Origin of the sequence: Butyrivibrio proteoclasticus P6B7, from assembly GCF_000622085.1 — a bacterium.
GTDB classification, from domain to species: domain Bacteria; phylum Bacillota; class Clostridia; order Lachnospirales; family Lachnospiraceae; genus Butyrivibrio; species Butyrivibrio proteoclasticus_A.
This window is the reverse complement of sequence record NZ_JHWL01000020.1, coordinates 62,453-78,685: the sequence shown is the minus strand read 5'-3', so window position 1 is coordinate 78,685 and position 16,233 is coordinate 62,453. Positions and strand designations below refer to the sequence as shown.

10 protein-coding genes are annotated in these 16,233 nt (G+C 41.5%); all 10 read left to right on the top strand.

The genetic code is table 11. The annotated features are described in order from the left end of the window. The first annotated feature begins 606 nt into the window (after window positions 1–606). Complete coding sequence (locus T541_RS0112410; RefSeq protein ID WP_026653033.1) at window positions 607–1,701, top strand: hypothetical protein; 1,095 nt, start codon at window positions 607–609, stop codon at window positions 1,699–1,701. Window positions 1,702–1,950: 249 nt separating this feature from the next. Continuing rightward, window positions 1,951–3,678 carry an FHA domain-containing protein gene (locus tag T541_RS0112405; RefSeq protein WP_026653032.1) on the top strand — a complete coding sequence of 576 codons (1,728 nt, stop codon included), beginning with the start codon at window positions 1,951–1,953 and terminating at the stop codon, window positions 3,676–3,678. A gap of 22 nt (window positions 3,679–3,700) precedes the next feature. Further along, window positions 3,701–4,651 (top strand): FHA domain-containing protein, encoded by a 951-nt coding sequence (locus T541_RS0112400; RefSeq protein ID WP_026653031.1) that lies wholly within the window; start codon window positions 3,701–3,703, stop codon window positions 4,649–4,651. After that, the gene (locus T541_RS0112395) at window positions 4,648–5,676 is read left to right on the top strand and encodes an AAA family ATPase (RefSeq protein ID WP_026653030.1); all 1,029 of its coding nucleotides are present in this window, start codon (window positions 4,648–4,650) and stop codon (window positions 5,674–5,676) included. The genes T541_RS0112400 and T541_RS0112395 overlap by 4 nt, the downstream gene beginning before the upstream one ends. Window positions 5,677–5,681: 5 nt before the next feature. Next, a complete protein-coding gene (locus T541_RS0112390) occupies window positions 5,682–5,936 on the top strand; it encodes an EsaB/YukD family protein (protein ID WP_034467045.1) in 255 nt (84 codons plus the stop codon). A 5-nt stretch (window positions 5,937–5,941) separates the two neighbouring features. Then, the gene (gene essC, locus T541_RS20770; RefSeq protein ID WP_051538237.1) at window positions 5,942–10,480 is read left to right on the top strand and encodes a type VII secretion protein EssC; all 4,539 of its coding nucleotides are present in this window, start codon (window positions 5,942–5,944) and stop codon (window positions 10,478–10,480) included. Window positions 10,481–10,658: 178 nt separating this feature from the next. Further along, window positions 10,659–12,107, top strand: a complete 1,449-nt coding sequence (locus T541_RS0112380; RefSeq protein WP_026653028.1) for an aminotransferase class I/II-fold pyridoxal phosphate-dependent enzyme — start codon at window positions 10,659–10,661, stop codon at window positions 12,105–12,107. 26 nt (window positions 12,108–12,133) lie between these two features. Further along, on the top strand, window positions 12,134–12,997 hold the full coding sequence (gene speE, locus T541_RS0112375; protein WP_026653027.1) for a polyamine aminopropyltransferase: 864 nt from the start codon (window positions 12,134–12,136) through the stop codon (window positions 12,995–12,997). 242 nt (window positions 12,998–13,239) lie between these two features. Then, window positions 13,240–14,502 (top strand): saccharopine dehydrogenase family protein, encoded by a 1,263-nt coding sequence (locus T541_RS0112370; protein ID WP_026653026.1) that lies wholly within the window; start codon window positions 13,240–13,242, stop codon window positions 14,500–14,502. A 1,108-nt stretch (window positions 14,503–15,610) separates the two neighbouring features. After that, window positions 15,611–16,081 carry a hypothetical protein gene (locus tag T541_RS0112365; protein WP_026653025.1) on the top strand — a complete coding sequence of 157 codons (471 nt, stop codon included), beginning with the start codon at window positions 15,611–15,613 and terminating at the stop codon, window positions 16,079–16,081. The last annotated feature ends 152 nt before the right edge of the window (window positions 16,082–16,233 follow it).

The window sequence follows — 16,233 nt, the reverse complement described above, 5'->3', positions numbered from 1 at the left end:
TGATGAGAGGCAATACCTTAGTGACTATATCGAATGGAAGGGACTTACAGAAGACTTTGAATACTTTAAAGCTCATGCCCACAAGGCTCGTCTTGATGAGGATCTGCCATTTGAAAACTATGTTTTATAACTAAAGTAACCCGGGGAATGCTGCTATTGCGGTGTTCCCCATAACAAGAGACTTGGTGATGAACTTTTTCGGTAGCGTTGGTGGTAAACTTTTTCGATAGCGCTGCTGGTAAACTTATTCACCAGCGAAAAAGGATAAAATGGTAAAGTTTTTCGCTAGCGGGGTGGTAAACTAATTCGTTAGCGAGTGGTAAACTTTTTCATTGACGTTTACAACAGACTTGCGAGAGTAGAATCCTCTATGAAATAAAAGGGAAAAAAGAGCTGATTGTAGGTTATGAAAGAGGGCAGATATACATTTATAAAAATGGAAAAATAATTAGACATTTATTAGATACAGGTGAAGAAAGTACTGTTTATGAAATGGAAAATATATCTGACATACAGCTTTCTTTTAATTGGATTGGAAGTACTCTTGTGATTTTTGATGAAAATAACAAGGAAATTATTGATTCTGTAAAGGTAGAGAATTAATACATGTTGAAGAAATATAGTATTACACTTTTGGAAATAATGCTTTTTATGATTCTTTGTGGATGTAATATTGATAGCATACGTGTTCAACATGTCCCATTTATTGGTGAATTTGGTCCTAATGTATCATATAGCAAGTATTTTTACTATCGTGATTATATATATACTGAAAGTGCTGATCATTTTGAGTTGGTTAGATATGATGTTGAAACTATGGAAAAGAAAATAATATACGTCACGGAAGATTCGGATGATCAGAGAATTGAAGAATTCTATGGTGATGATGAAGGTGTGTTTTTTGTTTTTTTAGACTATACGGATGATTATTGTGATAGTTCTTTAATCTATCATGATAATACATCTGGTCAGAATCAGAGCGTCCTTTGTTCTAGAGATGACATATTTATAGTAAAAACAAATTCTGGGCCGATAATAGGAGAAGGGAGTAAGTACTATTCTGAAGGAAATAAGTACTATTCTTTAGAAAAAGAAAATGGAAAATATTCAATAGTTGAAACCGCTACTCCAGTTGAAGAACAAGCTTCAAAAGGCGAAAGAAAGCTTGGTATTAGAAATAAAGATGGAGTAGTTGTAGCAGTGATTTCTAAAATGGCTAAAGACCCGTATACATATCAGGTGGGGGAAACGACTGAGGAAATCGATGCTTTAAACGGTAAATATGCTGAAAAAACAGAGCTTTCAGATAATTATGTTGTGGAAGATGGAAAAGTATTTGGTGTTGTTCAGAGTACAAGTATTGAATATAAGTATTATTCTGGATATGACAATTCAATTATCGCTGGACAATTAAAAGGAGAAGCTCTGTACGAATTTGATTTAGTGACTCATGAGGGCAGAATTCTTTATGAGGTAAAAGGAAATAAAAAACAAATAATAGGATATGAAGAGGGATATGTATATATCTACAAAAAAAGTAAGATCATTAAGCATTCATTAGAAACAGGTAAGGAAGAAGTTATTTACGAGATAATAAATATGCCTGAAGGACAGATATCGTTTAATTGGGTTGGTAGTACACTTGTTATATATGATACTGCTGAACATGAAGTTGTTGGAACTGTGAAGGTAGAGAATTAATTCACACCCAACCTAGTTTCCTAAAAACACAGAAAATATTGGGGATAAAAAACGCTTATTAAAATCATTTTCCATGCAACATTTTTAAGCTGTCATATGTATATAAGGTGTGGACATATCGGGCAAATAACTTTTGCTAAATCAGACACAATTTGTTAATATATTGTATTGTGACGGATACTATAATATTGGCAAATCATTGATTTCCAATGACTATATTTTATTAATGCTTTGAATGGGAGAGTGGACATGAAGAGAATGGTAAATAGACTGTTAGCAGTGCTTGTGGCAGCAGGCATTTTGATGATGCCTATTAGTGCGCAGGCAAAGAGTCTTGCTGGGGAATTATTATCATCAGAGACAGATGCTTCTGACGAGGCATCAAGTGGAGCAGAGAGCTCCTCACTAGACGGAGAAGAGGATACAGATTCTGAGGAATCTGATAATGCTGACGCTTCTACAAGTGCCAGCACAGAGGCTATAGAGTATGTTAAGCCAACTACTGAGAACCCTGAAGAGGCCAAGAACGGAGTAGTTCAGATCAACTGTGTATATGTTGATGAGAATGAAGAGAGCCATATCATTGTTGGTAGCGCTGGCTTCATTGTTGGTGTGCCTGCTTCTGAGGAGGATGACGAGGATGGTACTGACCAGTACGTTATCACCAGCAAGTACATCATGAACATCGATGATGAGATCTATAAGGATGCTCTTTTATCCTATGGTGTCAGCAAGGAAGACCTTAAGGACAATAAGGAAAAAAAGCTTTCTTATGAAGTTGCAATCTCAAAAGGAATGAAGGTAAAGGCAGAGCTTGTCAATAGCTCTGATGATGTAGATATCGCTGTATTTAAGATCAGTGAGAATCTTAGTAAAAGAACTTGTCTTACACTCTCAACCAGTGATGACAACTCAAGTAACGACCTTCCATACAAGCAGACAGACAGTATCTATGCAATTGGCTTCCCAGAGGGAATCAATTACATCGACAATCCTGTTTACTACTACAAGGATGAGAAGGTTCTTACAACTGGTAAGATCGTTAATATCCATCAGTCTAATAACATATTTGTACTCAACCACGACGCAGACATTACTGACAAGAACTGTGGTGGCCCACTTGTTGATGAGAACGGTTGGGTAGTAGGTATGAATATCCTGGCTCATGAGGGTGACTATTCAGTTGCGATTTCTTCAATTGAGATCTGTGACTGTCTTGATGAACTTGGAATCTCTTATGTTAAGATGACTCCAGCTGTAAACCCAGCTAATGCGGCTACTTCAGCTACTTCAGCAACTACAGGATCTTCAATTACGCCACCTCCTATCGATCCACCTGCACCAATAGTTCCTAAGTGGCTCATTGCAGCCCTCATTGTTATTACAGTTCTTTTGGTAGCTCTTTTAGCCCTTGTTGTAGTACTTATGCTCACCAAGGACAAAAAGGACAAGCCAAAGCCAAAGAAGGAGAAGAAGCCGGTTAAGAAGCAGCCACAGCAGCCTCAGATAGACCGATTTGGCATGCCAGTTAACCAGATGCAGTCTCAGCCAAGAACACCTAATGCACCTATTCAGAGTAACGCTAACTCTTTTGTAAAGGGCACAGAGACCACATCTCTTAACCTTCCACCAGTTGATAACGGAACTTCAGTACTTGGAGCACCTCCAGCAGCTGCACCACAGATCATGGGTACCCTTATCAGAAGGAAGAACGGCGAGAACACAGTTATCAATAAGGCTCCATTCATTATTGGTAAGGATAGCCTTAATATCGACTTTAGAATTGCTGACAACAGTGCGATCAGTAGAAGACATGCGGCTATCAACAAGACAGCTGCCGGAATTGTAATCGAAGACTACAATTCAACCAACGGAACTTATGTAAATGGAGTGAGAGTATCTCCAGAGCAGCCAGTTTCTATCAAGAGCGGAGATGTTATTAAGCTCGCTGACGAAGAATTTGACTACAGAGTTTGATTATAGATGAAGGAAACGACAGATGCAGACGTGCTTTTCACAAACACATATAGCATTCATATTGGGCAAAGAGGAACATATCTCAGGACTGGGAATGAAGATGCTTAGGCAGATCACAAGTCCTATTGTTCTTGGTGTTGGTGAACTTAATTACAACGGCGCAGATAAGCTTGTTTGTAAGACTAAGGGCTTTGAGAGTGTTGGCTCAACCTGTTCATATCTGACAGAGGCCAACAGACTCAACATCACCATTGGCCTTGCCAAGCTCATCAAGGCTACTGATGAGAATACTTTCCTTGATAGAGAGTTCATCCAGATAGACAGAGACTACATCTATCTTAACCCAGAGACTGGACTGCCAGGCTTTGTCGTACTTCCAATTACAGATAACAGCACAGGTTCTCTTAGACGTATTTGGCTTGAGAACCTGTATAGCTTCCTTAGCTTCCTGTTCCAGAGCGCTGATGAGGTCAAGGATGATGACCTTCAGGAACTCATCACAAGACTTGAGAGACAGGGACTTAAGGAGAATCAGGACGGCGAGAGTAAGATCCCGGATCTTATCGATATTGCCAACTTCCTGGTTGATACCTTTGCAGGCGAGGACTACAGGCCTGTTTCCAGCAGCGCCAGCAGAAATGCCAGCAAGGAAAAAGAGGTTAAGCTGGTTCACGACGGTGCTTATGGCAATTTTGCATTTTACATTCTTAATAATAAATTCCTGATCGGTAAGACATCGGACTGCGATGGTAAGCTTACCTTCAACCAGGCTATCAGTAGAAGGCATGGAGAGATTGATGTGGAAGCTGAAGGCTGTTTTTACACAGACCTTGGAAGCAGCAATCATTCATACCTTAACGGGAATATGTTAAATCCCAATAACAGATATAAGCTGTCCAACGGCGATCATCTGCGACTTGCAGACATGGACTTTGTCGTTGAGATAATGCAAAAGGGTGGAGGTAGCGTATGAAAACCAATGTGATTTTATTGGCCTGCCTCGACCGCGAGTATGTGGACAAGGTAGAAGCCTCTATTGTTTTTGCTCTTAACGAGTTTTCCAAACTCACAGTAATTGATTCAGAAGAATACTTTAAAGAATACGTAGAATCCATGCACGCTGAGGTGGATGTTCTTATTGCTGATGAAGCAATCTATCAGGAGCTCCACAGAGTTCAGCCTGCAACCAAATCCTACAAGATCGTAGAGGGTAAGGGTGTTGATAACTCCATCAGTAAGTACGATGGAGAGATGGGAATTCTTTCCTGCATCGGTTCTCAGTACTTAAACTCAGTGATCCCTGAGGAGGAAAAGACCCATATCATTGACGTTGTTGCAACTTCAGGCGGAAGCTGTAAGACCATGACAGCTCTGGGAATTGCCACACACCTTGCAGACATGGGTAAGAAGGTCCTTTACATGGACGCAGAGGTTATGCAGAACTTCTACGAGTTCATGCCAGAGGGAGTAAGAGAAGAGTACGGCGATGAGAATATGGCCCTTGGCTTTATCAAGAACCCAAGAGAAGTAAAGGCCACAATACTTGGTGCTATCAAAAAGAGCTCTTTTGACTACTTCCCAGCCTTTAAGGAGCCGGTGTTTGCCTATAACGTGTCACTGGAAGCCTACTATCATGTTGCAAGCTTTGTAGCAGAGCTTGGTATCTATGACTACATTGTGATTGAGCATTCTCTCGAGCTTTCTATGGCGCTGGTAAGACACCTTTCAGGCAGTAGAATGCTTGTTATCTGTACTGATTCAACAGCCTATGCAAGAGGCAGGATCGACAGATTCATGAAGAATATTGTGGACTTCAACGGACAGTGCTTCCTTGTGTGCGATAAGAGAAGAGCCCACGTGGACAGCAGACTCCTTGGAGATTCCATTATTTACAAATATCCAGTCTGCGACAGCATTAGCGAATCAAAGGCCAGCATGACCATCAATGATTTTCTTAGTGAAGGCCTGTTTAAAGCCGCTGCTGAGGCTGTGAGGTAATAGCCATGAGTGAGAATATAATTGTTATTTTTAGAAAAAGTAATGAAAACAGAGAAATTGATATAGAGATTCCTAAGAATCTTACAGCTAATGAGCTGATCTATGGCCTTAATGAGAGCTTTAAGCTTGGAATTAACATGGATAAGCCTGCAGAGTGCTATCTTAGGGCTAAAGAGCCAATAGCGCTTATAAGAGGCGAGAAGACACTGGAAGAACTTGGGCTGCGAGATGGCTCCATAATATTTTACGATAAGCGGTAAGTGACATGAATTATAAGTTAACCATATATAACAACAAGCTATATAAAGAGATCACCTTAACACCAGACCACGACAAGATCACTATCGGTACTGGTAAGGAGAATAGAGTATGTCTTTCTGGAAAGAACTTCTGGAAAGACTTTACTTTTGAGATTGTGGCTAATGAAGGGGGCTATATTGCCACCGCCGCAAGCGATATTTACTTCAAGTCAGATTCTGCCATCAAGGAGAAGATGCATATCCTCAAATCCGGAGAGAGCTTAGAGATCTGTGATGACGAGTCTGGAAGTAATCTTGTATTCTTGGAGTTCTGCGAGGACTTTGGAGATAAGCAGGAGAACTACAACCTTCAGATCCAGCTTCAGGGTGCAATGCAGTTCACTCTGGGCGGCGTTCCTACCTGCGATGTATTTATTAACAAGGATGTGCTTGCAGGTGAGGTTATTACCTTTACCAGAAATGAGCAGGGATTCATGGTGGACTCATCAAGAAGCCACTATGGAGTCATGGTCAACGGCTTTACTCCACGTAATCAGACTAGGGTTCAGCTTCTTAATGAGCATTTCTTTGAGTACTGCGGATTCTTTTTCTATTTTGAGAATGACTGCCTTTATACCGTAGATAACGGCTTTGTAACATCAAGATTTAAGGTCTTTGACATTCTGCCTCAGACCAGTCACTATCAGTATCCTCAGTATATCAAGAGCGCAAGACAGCAGTATCTTGACCCTAAGGAGAAGCCAGAGGTTCTTCCACCTAAGAACGAGCCTACTGAGCCAAGGCGTAACCTCATCATGATTCTTACGCCTATTCTTGTTATGCTTTTCCTTATGATCTTTATCAGAGGAAGAATGATGACAGGTAACAAGCTGTACATCGTGTACTTTGCAGCCACCATGGTTGTAAGTGGTGCCATGTCAGTTTGGAACTATTTCTATTCAATCAAGGATTTTAAAAAGAAATCTGCCAATCGTATCAAGGTCTACAACGAGTATCTGGACAAGAAGGAAGAGGACCTCACTAAGATGCGTCAGAGTGAGAGAACAGTTCTTTCTGAAAAGAACCGTTCAGTAGAGGATACCATCAGAGATATCGATGAGTTCAGTCCAAGACTTTTCGAGAAGGAAAGAGATCATGCGGACTATCTCAACGTTAGAATTGGTACAGGCCGTGTTGAATCTCTTTGCCAGGTTGAGTTCAGAAAGCAGGAGTACGTTGAGACTGACGATATGCTCATGAACTATCCTGAGAAGATGCACGATAAGTATGAGTATATTGACGACATGCCTGTTGTACTTGAGCTTGCCAAGTGTAACGCCATCGGTTTTGTCGGCGCCAGAAACAAGCTCTATCAGATGATGAAGAACATGCTGATCACAATCGCCGGTCAGCACTTCTATAACGACGTTAAGATCATCATGATCATGGATAAAGAGGATGTGCCTTACTTCCAGTGGGCTAGATGGCTTAAGAACGTCAACGATGAGTCTTCAGGACAGCGCTTTATCATTTATGATGAGGACAGCTACAAGCAGGGTCTTGAGTTCCTCTACGGCGAATTGTCCGCAAGAGAGGCTGTTAAGGAAAAGGAGAAGATTCTTTTCTCCAATTTCGTAGTATTTGTATATCGTTCCAAGAAATTTATGGAGCATCCGGTAAAAGAGTATGTTAAGTACGCCAAGGATATGGGATTCTCATTCCTGTTCTTTGAGGAATTCCCTGAGATGCTTCACAAGGCCTGCGATAAGAGAGTATTCCTTGAGCCTGATAAGAACCACGGCTTCGTTCAGGATGTTCTCGATGGTGAGTCAATTCAGTACTTTGATTATCCTCATATTCCTATGGAGGTGGCTCTTCACTGTGCTAAGAGACTTGCTCCTGTATATATCAAGGAGCTTAGCTTGGAGAGTACTCTTACCAAGAACATCTCTTTCTATCAGCTTCTTGGAATCATGAGTGCCTACGACCTTAACCTTGCTCAGAGATGGGCAGAGTCCAAGGTTTACGAGTCCATGGGTGCTCCACTTGGTGTTAAGAGTGGCGATGAGATCATTGCCCTTGACCTTCACGAAAAATATCACGGACCTCACGGACTTGTCGCCGGTACTACTGGTTCCGGTAAGTCTGAGATCCTTCAGTCCTACGTTTTGTCCATGGCGACAACGTTCCATCCTTACGATGTAAGCTTTGTAATCATCGACTTTAAGGGTGGTGGTATGGCTAACCAGTTCAAGAACCTGCCACACCTTAACGGCGCCATTACTAACATTGATGGTAAGCAGATCGACAGATCCCTTAAGTCCATCAAGGCTGAGCTTTTAAAGAGACAGGAGCTCTTTGCCAAGTATGAAGTTAACCAGATTGATAACTACATCAAGCTTTTCAAGGAAGGAAAGGCGGACGTTCCACTTCCACACCTTATCCTTATCGTCGACGAGTTTGCGGAGTTGAAAGCAGATCAGCCTGAGTTCATGAAAGAGCTTATCTCTACAGCCCGTATCGGTCGAAGCCTTGGTGTGCACCTTATCCTTGCTACTCAGAAGCCAGCCGGTGTCGTTAACGACCAGATCTGGTCCAACTCTAAGTTCAAGCTCTGTCTTAAGGTGCAGGATAAGAGCGACTCTAACGAGGTGCTTCATTCACCTCTTGCTGCTGAGATCAGAGAGCCTGGTAGAGCTTATCTCCAGGTTGGTAACAACGAGATATTCGAGCTGTTCCAGTCAGCCTACAGTGGAGCTCCAGCCTTCGTTCAGAGTACTAACACCAGCAGGAAGTTCCAGATTAGCGCAGTAGATCTTTCTGGTAAAAGAACTGTTCTCTATGAGCAGAAGCCAGAGAAGAGCGAAGCTTCCATGACACAGCTTGATGCTGTAGTTGATTATATTGAAGAGTATTGTAAGAAGAACGAGATTGCTAAGCTGCCAGACATCTGTCTGCCACCTCTTCCAGAGAATATTCCATATCCGGAGGAGCTTCCTACAGACAGTACAGATATTATCGTACCTATTGGTATTTACGACGATCCAGACAGACAGGCACAGGATGAGTTCTCCATTAACTTTACCAAGAACCATGCATTTATCCTTGGTTCTTCCCTTAGTGGTAAGACTTGTCTCATGCAGAGCATGATCATGGGCCTTTCTACCAAGTATTCGCCTGAGGATGTTAACATCTACATCATCGACTTTGCGTCAATGATCATGAGAATCTTCGAGGATATGAATCATGTTGGTAGCGTAGTTACTATCACAGATGAGGATAAGCTCAAGAACCTCTTTGACCTTCTCCTTAAGAAGATAGAAGACAGAAGACGTATCCTTGCTTCCAAGGGTCTTAGCTCTTTTGGCTCCTATAGAGAAGCTGGCTACAAGGATCAGCCTCAGATAATTCTCTTTGTAGAGAACTACGTTGTATTTAGAGCGACCTTCCCTGATTACGAGGAGAAATTCCTTACAATCTGCCGAGATGGTGTGGCTAACGGTATTTCCGTTGTTGTTTCATCACAGCAGATGTCAGGTATCGGTTATAAGCTTATGACTAACTTCTCTGTGAAGATAGCCCTTCACTGTAACGATAGAGGTCAGTATTCAATGCTTCTTGACAGATGTAGGATCTATCCTGATGAGGTTGCTGGTCGAGGCGTTACTGTATTTGGAACAGAGTGTAAAGAGTTCCAGTCCTACATTGCCTTTGACGCTGCCAAGGAGGTTGAGAGAATCTCCAAGATCCAAAAGCATATCGAGACCATTAACGCAATGTATCCTGATCTTAGAGCAGAGGCAGTTAAGTACGTACCTTCAGATCTTGATGAGAAGTATGTCATCAGGAGATTTGGACATAACGATATTATTGACCACAAGCTCTTCATTGGTCTTAACTACTCAACAACCAACCCAGAGTACATCGACTTTACAGCTAATCCTATATTTACTGTTATCGGTCGTGAGAACTTTGGTAAGAGCAAGTTCATTTACTATGTACTTGGTAAGATTATGGCTAATCAGGATAAGTCCAAGACTCATCTGTACATTCTCGATAACAACAATCATCTGCTTAAGAAGTATGATGATACAGAGGAGACTAAGGGCTACGTTGATAATGTCAACGATACCGGCGATATCTTCGAGACAGTTTATGATATTGCCAACGATCGTTACGACGAATACAAAGAAGATCCTTCCAAGAAGCAGACAGATCCACTTATTATGGTGGTTGTTGGCTCCAAGCAGTATCTTGAAGTCATCAGAAAGGATGAGGAAATCCTTAACTGGTTCAACGGTATTGTTGAGAAGGCTAGAGATAGTAAGATTTGTCTCATGTTCACAGACATCGACAATGCACCTCTTACATCTCTTTCCAATCCTATCCTTAAGACCATCAGGGATCAGGGTGCTCACGTATTCTTTGAGAACGTTAAAGATATTACTCTTATCAACATTCCAAGAGATATCGTTACTCAGATCAAGGTTGCACCTGCTATGGGTGATACGATCTACATTGGAAATGGCAGCCTTAGAAGAGTTAAAGTACTGCTTGACAACTAAGGAAAAAGAGCTGATTTTTATAGTATTTTTTAGTGGAATATCTCAGAGAAATAGTGTATTATATCATTACTGCATAATTAGTTTTAAACCCAAGGAGCAGCACGCATTTGCGTACCGCTCCTTTGTTTTGCATAATAAGTATTTTTGAGAAGTTTTTTTATCTTGGGAGGATACTTAGTTGGATTTAGAGAGACAGAAGAAAGCGCCTGTTTATGAGGCTCTTGAAAGATTTAGAAAGCAGCGCGTTGTTCCTTTCGATGTTCCCGGACATAAGAGAGGAAGAGGTAACCCTGAGCTTGTGAGCTTTTTGGGGGACAGATGCGTAGGTATTGATGTTAATTCCATGAAGCCACTTGATAACCTTTGTCATCCTGTTTCTGTAATCAAGGATGCTGAGGAGCTTATGGCTGATGCCTTTGGTGCAGCTCACGCTTTTATGATGGTCAATGGAACCACCAGCGCGGTTCAGGCAATGGTTCTTTCTCATGTTAAGAAGGGTGAGAAGATCATCATGCCACGTAACGTTCATAAGAGCGCTATCAACGCACTTATCCTTTGTGGTGCAGTTCCTGTATATATCGATCCTAAGGTTGATACCAACCTTGGAATCCCTCTTGGAATGGAGATTGCAGACGTTGAGCAGGCAGTTAAAGAGAACCCTGATGCCAAGGCAATCCTTATCAACAATCCATCCTACTATGGTATTTGTTCAGATCTTAAGGCTATCGTAGAGCTGGCCCATAGAAATGGCATGAAGGCTCTTGTTGATGAAGCTCACGGAACACACCTTTACTTTGGACCTAACCTTCCCCTTAATGCTATGGCAGCCGGTGCGGATATGGCGGCAATCAGTATGCACAAGTCAGGAGGAAGTCTTACCCAGAGCTCAATCCTTCTGTGCGGACCAGATGCTAACGTAGGTTACATTAGTAGGATCGTCAATCTTACTCAAACCACCAGTGCCAGCTATCTGCTTCTTGGAAGTCTTGATATTTCAAGACGTAATCTTGCTCTTAACGGACATAATTCCTTTGAGAAGGTTACCAAGATGGCTCAGTACGCAAGAGAAGAGATCAACGACATCGGTGGCTACTATGCTTATGGTAATGAGCTTAAGAATGGCGGAAGCATTTATGATTTCGATGAGACCAAGCTTGTGGTTAATACAAGAAAGATTGGACTTACCGGAATTGAGGTTTATGATCTTCTTAGAGATGAATATGACATTCAGATGGAGTTTGGTGATCTGTCTAATGTTATGGCATATATTTCAATTGGCGACAGACTTCAGGATATTGAGAGACTTGCCGGAGCTTTGGCTGATATCAGAAGGCTTTATTCTAAGCCAGAGCAGAGCTTTTTCTCAGCTGAGTATGTGACACCTATCGTTAAGGCAACTCCTCAGGAGGCCTTCTACGCAGAGAAGGAGTCACTTCCTATCGACAGCTGTGTTGGCAGGATCAGTGCTGAGTCAGTTATGTGTTATCCACCTGGAATCCCAATCCTTTCACCAGGTGAGATGATCACAGAGGATATCCTTTCCTACATCAAGACTGCTATGGAAAAGGGATGCTCCATGCAGGGACCTGAGAGTGAGGATATTTCGGAGTTGTTTGTACTTAAGTGATTTAAAGGAGGCATGATATGGCTGAGATGGATTATTGGTTCAGTGATATGCACACTGGCAATGTTAAGATTAGCATTAGGATCAGTAAGCAGCTCTTTTCTGGAAGCAGTGAGTTCCAGAGAATAGACGTTTTTGATTCACCTGAATTTGGTAAGTTCCTTACATCAGATGGAAATATCATTTTCTCTGAAAAGGACGAGTTCACTTATGACGAGATGATCGTACACGTGCCTATGGCTGTACATCCTAAGGTTCAAAGAGTTCTTGTTCTTGGTGGTGGCGATGGCGGTGTTGCCAGAGAGCTTACACACTATGATGAAATCAAGGTAATCGATGTTGTCGAGCCTGACAATATGTTTGTGGATGTATGTAAGCAGTATTTCCCAGACAATGCTGTAGGACTTGAGGATGACAGAGTTCATATTTATTATCAGGATGGTCTTAAGTACCTTCGTAAGTGTGAGGATATGTACGACCTTATAATTAACGATGTTACAGAGCCTTTGGGACATGAGGCAGGTCTTTTTACCAAGGAATTCTACGGAAGCTGCTACAAGGCTCTTCACGATGACGGAATCATGGTATATCAGCATGGCAGCCCATTCTATGATGAGGATGAGGAGACATGCAGGGCAATGCACAGGAAGGCCTACAGAGTATTCCCTGTAAACAGGGTTTATCAGGCCCACATTCCTACATGCCCGGCTGGATACTGGCTCTTTGGATTTGCTTCTAAGAAGTATCATCCACTTAAGGACTTTAACCCAGACAGATGGGATGAGCGTGGCATCAAGACCTGGTACTATACAACGCACCTTCACAAGGGAGCGTTCATGTTACCTAAGTACGTAGAAGATTTGCTTCAGGAAGAAGAGGACATGTCCAGATAACACGGTCATAAGTAAGAAACCACTGCAAGCTTGCTTGAATGTGGTTGAATTACTTCATGACCTGAATAAGCATGAGGGAAAAGTGGGGTTAGGGGCCCCACGATTTCCGAATGATTCGTAGGATTGCGAGAGTGCAAAGCGCGGAGCAATCCGTGTTATTTGGATAGAATAATAATATATAGAATAGATTTGTTAATTGAGTAAAAAGGGTGTAGTTAACCCGTTTATGGAAGGAGACTATTATGGGAAGATTACTTGTAATTGGTTGTGGTGGTGTTGCACAGGTTGCAATTCAGAAGTGCGCACAGAATAGTGATGTATTTACAGAGATGTGCTTAGCATCAAGAACAGTTTCTAAGTGCGATGCACTTAAGGAGAAGCTTGAGAAGAATGGTTATTCAGTTAAGATTACAACAGCAACTGTTAATGCTGATGATACTGCAGATGTAGTTAAGCTTATTAAGGAGTATCAGCCTGATGCAGTGCTTAATGTAGCACTTCCTTATCAGGATCTTACAATCATGGATGCTTGTCTTGAGTGCAAGGTTGATTACATTGATACAGCTAACTACGAGCCAGAGGATACAGATGAGCCTGTATGGCGCGCAGCTTACGAGAAGAGATGTAAGGAAAAGGGCTTCACAGCTTACTTTGATTACAGCTATCAGTGGGCATACATGGATAAGTTCAAGGAGGCAGGTATTACAGGTCTTCTCGGAACAGGTTTTGACCCAGGTGTAACAAGTGTATTCGTAGCTTATGCTAAGAAGCACTTCTTTGATGAGATTGAGTCAGTTGATATTCTTGACTGCAACGGTGGTGACCACGGCTATGCCTTCGCTACTAACTTTAACCCAGAGATCAACCTTCGTGAGGTTAGTGCCAACGGAAGTTATTGGGAGAATGGCAAGTGGATTGAGACTAAGCCTATGGAGATCAAGAGAGAGTACAACTTCCCTGAGGTAGGACAGAAGGATATGTACCTTCTTCACCACGAGGAGATTGAGGCTCTTGGACGTAACTTCCCAGAGATTAAGAGAATCCGTTTCTTCATGACCTTTGGTCAGAGCTATCTTGATCACATGAGATGTCTTGAGGATGTTGGAATGCTTTCAACAACACCTATTAACTTTGAGGGTAAGGAGATTGTTCCTATTCAGTTCCTTAAGGCTCTTCTTCCAGATCCTGCAAGCCTTGGACCAAGAACAGTTGGTAAGACTAACATCGGCTGTATCTTCAAAGGTAAGAAGGATGGTAAGGACAAGACAGTTTATATCTACAATGTCTGCGACCACCAGGAATGCTACAAGGAACTTGGTAGCCAGGCTATCAGCTACACAACAGGTGTTCCAGCTATGATTGGAACAGCTCTTGTAATGAGCGGCCAGTGGAAGAAGCCAGGTGTATTCACAACTGATGAGTTCGATCCAGATCCATACATGGATATGCTTAACAAGTTCGGCCTTCCATGGGTAGTTGATGAGAACCCAGTGCTTGTTGATTGATGTAGTTATAGTTATAGCGTTTTATAAGGGGCTGTCGCTTTAGATGATTAAATCATCTGGGCGAGGCCCCTTTTTGTTGCCTGCAATTATATTTGTGAGTTCGTGGGTTTTATGTGAAGTTATCTTAGATTTTATGTGAAGTTATCTTGGATTTTATGTGCAGTTATTTTGGTTTTTATGTGCAGTTTTTTTGGGGGGATGATCCTGAATTGTTGTTATGGTCTAAATGGGATGCGTGGTGTAGTGGCTAGAGTGGGAGTGACGCATCCCGGAAATGGGAAATTTGCTGGATGGGATGCGTTATGTAGTGACTAGAGTGGGAGTGACGCATCCCGGAAATGGGATATTTGCTGGATGGGATGCGTGGTGTAGTGGCTAGAGCTGGTGTAACGCATCCTGGAAATGGGATATTTGCTAGATGGGATGCGTGATATAGTGGCTAGAGCTGGTGTAACGTATCCTGGAAATGGGATATTTGCCAGATGGGATGCGTGATATAGTGGCTAGAGCTGGTGTAACGCATCCTGGAAATGGGATATTTGCTAAATGGGATGCGTTATGCAATGGCAAGAGTAGATTTAACGCATCCCGAAAATGGAATATTTGCTGAATAGGATGTATTATGTGCTGATATGTGTTGTTGTAGCACATCCCAAATAAGTGAAATATGCCAATAGAGATGTGTAATACATGATCACACATATGATTAGCACATCCCAAATTACATATACATGATATTAAAGATGCTTAATGTTTTGCAATTTAGTTAGAAAAAAATATGAATCCAAATATTAACCAATGTTAAATATCTGTATAGCGTTCAATATGGCGTCACTAGGCACTTTGTTAAAATGGCTATCAATATGCCGCACGAAACCGCGGTTTAAAATTAACGACATTTCAAAATGCCCATTTTATCGACCTTGACAAGCTTTCTGCGTGGTGTGACAATAACTTTTGTATGAAAAATTAAGGAGGGAGTAAAGAATGAAAAATATGTTTGGGGAACAAAAAATAGTTCTCAGATGCTAGTAGAAGGCGAGAGAAGGTTTTACAAGTAGTAGTCTGAATACTACATAAAAAACATTAGATTAGGAGAACAATTACAATGAAGAAAATTTTATGCTCAATTCTTACAATGGTTTTATTATCATGTCTTTTAGTTACAGGCTGTGGATCAGACAGCAAAAGCAGTAAAAAAATGGATGGCTGTTATTACTATGAGACCGGTCATGGTCGTTTCTATCTCAAAATAGATGGTAATAAGGCTGAATATTACATAAACACTTTAAATATTTTCTCATATAATTACTTCGATAAATTTGAGGGAAATGCTGAAACAACAGATGAAGGTAAGGATCTTTATTTCTCGGGCGATATGGCTAAGTGGACTCCACTTCATGCAAAGCTGTCAGAGGACGGAAATACAGTTTACTTATCATCAGAAGGCGATGGCTGGGCAACTGGTATTTATACAAGAATGGAAAAGAAGGACTGGGAGTCTGAAGTTGCTGGATTGAAGCTTATGGATGATGACCCTGGTGCTGCAACTCAGGCTGAACCTGCAACAGAAGGTTAATCACAAAATATCAAGAAAGCTCCTAATGGGGCTTTCTTTTTTTACCTGTAAAGAGGTGTAAATACTTGTCATAAATATCGAAAGGTGTAAATAGGTGTAAATACTTGTAAATAGGTGTAAAAAGGTGTAAATTAGAATTGAACCTGTAAATA